Origin of the sequence: Novosphingobium sp. B-7, from assembly GCF_000410615.1 — a bacterium.
Classification (GTDB): domain Bacteria; phylum Pseudomonadota; class Alphaproteobacteria; order Sphingomonadales; family Sphingomonadaceae; genus Novosphingobium; species Novosphingobium capsulatum.
Window position 1 is genome coordinate 1 of sequence record NZ_APCQ01000375.1, and the last position, 4,053, is coordinate 4,053.

4 protein-coding genes are annotated in these 4,053 nt (G+C 67.1%); 1 reads left to right on the top strand and 3 read right to left on the bottom strand.

Going from position 1 to position 4,053, the window contains the following annotated elements; genetic code table 11:
- Positions 1-324, bottom strand: a 324-nt coding sequence (locus H926_RS25650; RefSeq protein WP_043607865.1) for a biotin/lipoyl-containing protein, incomplete at its 3' end; no start/stop codon positions are given.
- 253 nt (positions 325-577) lie between these two features.
- On the opposite strand from H926_RS25650, the gene H926_RS0104860 reads away from it, so the two are divergent.
- The gene (locus H926_RS0104860; protein ID WP_043607867.1) at positions 578-1,039 is read left to right on the top strand and encodes a universal stress protein; all 462 of its coding nucleotides are present in this window, start codon (positions 578-580) and stop codon (positions 1,037-1,039) included.
- A gap of 109 nt (positions 1,040-1,148) precedes the next feature.
- On the opposite strand, the gene H926_RS0104865 is transcribed toward H926_RS0104860, so the two are convergent.
- The gene (locus H926_RS0104865) at positions 1,149-3,443 is read right to left on the bottom strand and encodes a ribonuclease R family protein (RefSeq protein WP_022675315.1); all 2,295 of its coding nucleotides are present in this window, start codon (positions 3,441-3,443) and stop codon (positions 1,149-1,151) included.
- 51 nt (positions 3,444-3,494) lie between these two features.
- A partial coding sequence (locus tag H926_RS32980) for a hypothetical protein (RefSeq protein WP_022675316.1) occupies positions 3,495-4,053 on the bottom strand: 559 nt, incomplete at its 5' end.

A 4,053-nucleotide genomic window follows, 5' to 3' on the forward strand; every position in this document is an offset into this window, starting at 1 on the left:
CGCGCTGGCGGCCGGCGTCGGCGCGGCTTCAGCGGCCTTGGCCGGCTCGGGTGCGGCAGGGGCCCGGGGGCTGGCATCTTCGTCTTCGCCGGCGATCATGGCGATCACGGTGCCAACCTTCACGCCTTCGCTGCCTTCGGCCACGTCGATCGACACGATCGTGCCTTCGTCCACCGCTTCGAATTCCATGGTGGCCTTGTCGGTTTCGATTTCGGCCATGATGTCGCCCGAGGAAACCTTGTCACCAACCTTGACGAGCCAGCGGGCCAGGGTGCCCTCTTCCATCGTTGGGGACAGGGCGGGCATCTTGATCGCGATGGGCATGGGCTGTTTTCCGTGTCCTTGCTGACAAAAGTGTCAATTCGGTTTGCAGAACTGGTTTTTTCTCAAAAATTCGGGTTAAATCGAATTTCTGTTTCACCACTCCATTTCACCAGCCTTGCACCTTCGGTCAAGCCTCTAGCGTCGCGCACAGGCGATGATTTTTACGCATCCTGCCGTGCCCGTGCACCTCACCTATTTGCCAGAACCCGCCATTCGCGATACCACCTGCGCGAAACGGGGGCGGATCAAGCACATGCCAGAACAGCAGCGCATCTATCTGGTGATCATGGACGAGACGGAGGAAGCGGCGCGCGCCTTGCGCTTTGCCGCGCGGCGCGCGGTGCGCACCAGCGGCGGGGTGCACATTCTGGCGCTGGTGCCACGCCAGGAATTCGTCGCCTTTGCCGGCGTTCAGGCCACGATCGAACAGGAAGCGCACGATCGCGCCGAAGTGCTGGCGACGGCCGCTGCCGGCAGCCTCGCCAGTGAATCTGGCCTCGCCCCGCTGATCAGCGTGCGGCAGGGCAACGGCCCGCAGGTGGTACGCGAATACCTCAAGGAGCACCCGGAAGTGTCGGCGCTGGTGCTGGGCGCGGCGCAGGACAATCCTGGCCCGCTGATCACCCACTTTGCCGCAGCCGCGGGCACCCTGCCCTGTGTGCTGATGATCGTGCCAGGTGGCGTCGATGACGAGACGATCGATGCGGTGAGTTGACGCCCCCCCCTCCACCACCGCTGCGCGGCGGTTCCCCTCCCCCGGTGGGGGAGGATTAGCAGGTCCTCCCCCACCGGGGGAGGTGGCGGCCGCAGGCCGTCAGAGGGGGTTAGCGCCGCTTGCCCTGGTGGCGGATGTTCCCGGGCCGGCCGCGCTGGCCGACCATGTGCTTGCCGCGGAACTTGGCCTTGGCGTCAAGCTTGCCGCCGCGCCGCTCGATACGCTGTACGCCTTCGGCCACGTCCACCGGCTCGAACTTGAGCGCGCCGGTGAGCGGGTTGGCTTCGGCCAGGCGCAGCTTGAGGATCATGCCCATGGCAAATTCCTCGCCGCTCAGTTCGCCGACCAGGCGCTGGGCCTTTTCATCGTAATTGAAGCGCTCGGCGCCCAGCGTGGAGACCGGAACCAGGCCGTCGCCGCCCAAGCCCAGGATCGTGGCGAACAGCCCGAATTTCTGCACGCCGCTGATGCGCGTGTCGAACACCTCGCCCACGCGGGTGGATAGCCAGGCGGCGACATAGCGATCGATCGTCTCGCGCTCGGCTTCCATCGCGCGCCGCTCGGCAGCGCTGATGGCATCGGACACCCGCGCGAGATCGCCCCTGTCACGATCGGACAGGCCCGAGGTGGCAGGCACGGCATGGTCGGCCGGACGCGGCTGCTCCAAGCCATAGGCATCGACCAGCGCGCGGTGCACCAGCAAGTCGGCATAGCGGCGGATCGGCGAGGTGAAGTGGGCATAGCTGCCCAGCGCCAGACCAAAGTGCCCGGCATTGCGCGGGCCGTAATAGGCCTGGGTCTGGCTGCGCAGCACCGCTTCCATCACCAGCGCCTTTTCCGCCTCGTCGGTCACGTCTTTGAGCATGCGGTTGAACAGGCCCGGCGTGATCACCTGGCCGAGCGACAGCTTGCGATCGAACGTGGCGAGATAGTCCTTGAGCGCCAGCAGCTTTTCCCGGCTCGGCGGCTCGTGGATGCGATAGACCACCGGGGCGGTCTTGGCTTCCAGCGCCTTGGCCGCGGCCACGTTGGCCGCGATCATGAAATCTTCGACCACGCGGTGCGCATCGAGCCGTTCGCGCAGGGCGATCTGGGCAATGCGGCCCTGGTCATCGAGCATCACGCGGCGTTCGGGCAATTCAAGTTCCAGCGGATCGCGCGCGGCACGGGCCTTTTCCAGCAGGCGCCAGGCTGCCCACAGGTTCTGCAGGTGCGGCTCGGCCCGATCTTCATCGATGCGGGCCTGCGCCTCTTCATAGGCGATGACTTCGTGGATGCGCACCAGCGCGCGGGTAAAGCGGAAGTCCTTGATCCGGCCATCGGCGGCAATGTGCAGATGGCAGGCCATGGCCGCGCGATCGGCGCCGGATTTCAGCGAGCAGACATCGGCGCTGAGCACTTCGGGCAGCATCGGCACGACGCGATCGGGGAAATAGACCGAATTGCCGCGCTTGCGCGCATCGCGATCGAGCTGACCGCCGGGGCGCACGTAAAAGCTGACGTCAGCGATGGCGACAAGGGCGCGGAAGCCGCCCTCGCCATCGGGCTCGGCCCAGATGGCATCGTCGTGATCGCGGGCGTCACTGGGATCGATCGCCACGATCGGCAGGGCGCGCAGGTCTTCGCGGTGATCGTGGCTGAGCGGCAGCTTGGCAGCGACGTGCGCCTCGTCCAGCGCTTCGGGCGCGAAGGCCATCGGGATGCCGTGCTTGTGGATCGCGATCAGGCTGAACGCGCGCGGCGCCAGCGGATCGCCCAGCACCGCCGTTACCCGCATGCCAGAGCGTGGGCTACGACCGGCCGGCTCTGCCAGCACGAGTTGCCCGGCCTCTGCCCCGCCCAGATCGGAAATCGGCGCGGCGTGGCGCTCGCGCTTGTCGATCGGGGCCAGCCAGCCCTTGCCCACGCCATCGAGTTCGACCACGCCCATGACCTGCTCGCTTTGCTGCGGCAGCTTCTTCATCGGGTGGGCCAGCCACTTGCCACTGCCCGGCCCGCCAACTTCCTCGGTGCGGGCCAGCACGCGATCGCCCGGCTTGAGCGCGGCCTGGCGATCACGCGCCTTGCCCTTGGGCTCGATCACGCGCAGGCGCGGCGGCGGGCTGGCATCATCGGGCTGCCAGCTGTCGGGAATGGCCAGGACATGGCCTTCATCGATTTCGACGACGCGCAGCACCGTCACCTTGGGCACGCCGCCCATGGCGTGGAACGCGGTGCGGTTGCCGTCAATCAGGCCCTCTTCGGCCATGTCCCTGAGCAGCGCCTTGAGCGCGATCTTTTCCGTGCCCCTCAGGCCAAATGCCTTGGCAATCTCGCGCTTGCCGGCTGGCTCTGCACTCTGGGCGATGAAATCGAGCACCTGCTGGCGCGTAGGGAGTCCCGCGGGAAAATTGGTCTTGGCCATTCCAGCGCATGTGGGCGTTTGGCGCGCAAAGCGCAACCTTTGCCGCGCGCGTCACGCCGGGTGCAGCACCACCACCTTGGTATCGGGGCGATCGGCGGGAATCCAAGTGAACTGACGAAAGGCCAGGTGCCCGTCCCAGGGATGGTCGAACCGGCGCAGGCCACCTTCGCGGCCCTGCACCACCTGCTCATCCCACAGGCTGGCGAATTCAGCGCTTTCCCCGCGCAAATCGGCCACGATCCGCTCGCTGACAGGATCGCCATGCCGCCCGGCATGATCGGCGCGAAATTCCGCAATCAGGCGGCGGGCGCGCTCGTGCCAATCGGGCAGCATGGCGCGCGCTTCAGCCCGCAGGAACATGTAGCGCAGCAGGTTGCGCTCTCCCAGATCGTCGAGCCAGCCGGGAAACAGCCGCGCCGCCGCCGCGTTCCAGCACGTGGCGCGCCAGGTGCGATCGAGGCCATAGGCCGGGCCGGGCGCGAAATCGACCAGCACCCGCACCGAATCGGGCGCCTCTTCCAGCGCCAGGGCGACCGGCGCCTCGGGATCGAGCCGGCCGGCCAGTTCGAACAGATAGGCGCGCTCTGCCACCGACAGCGCCAAGGCCCGC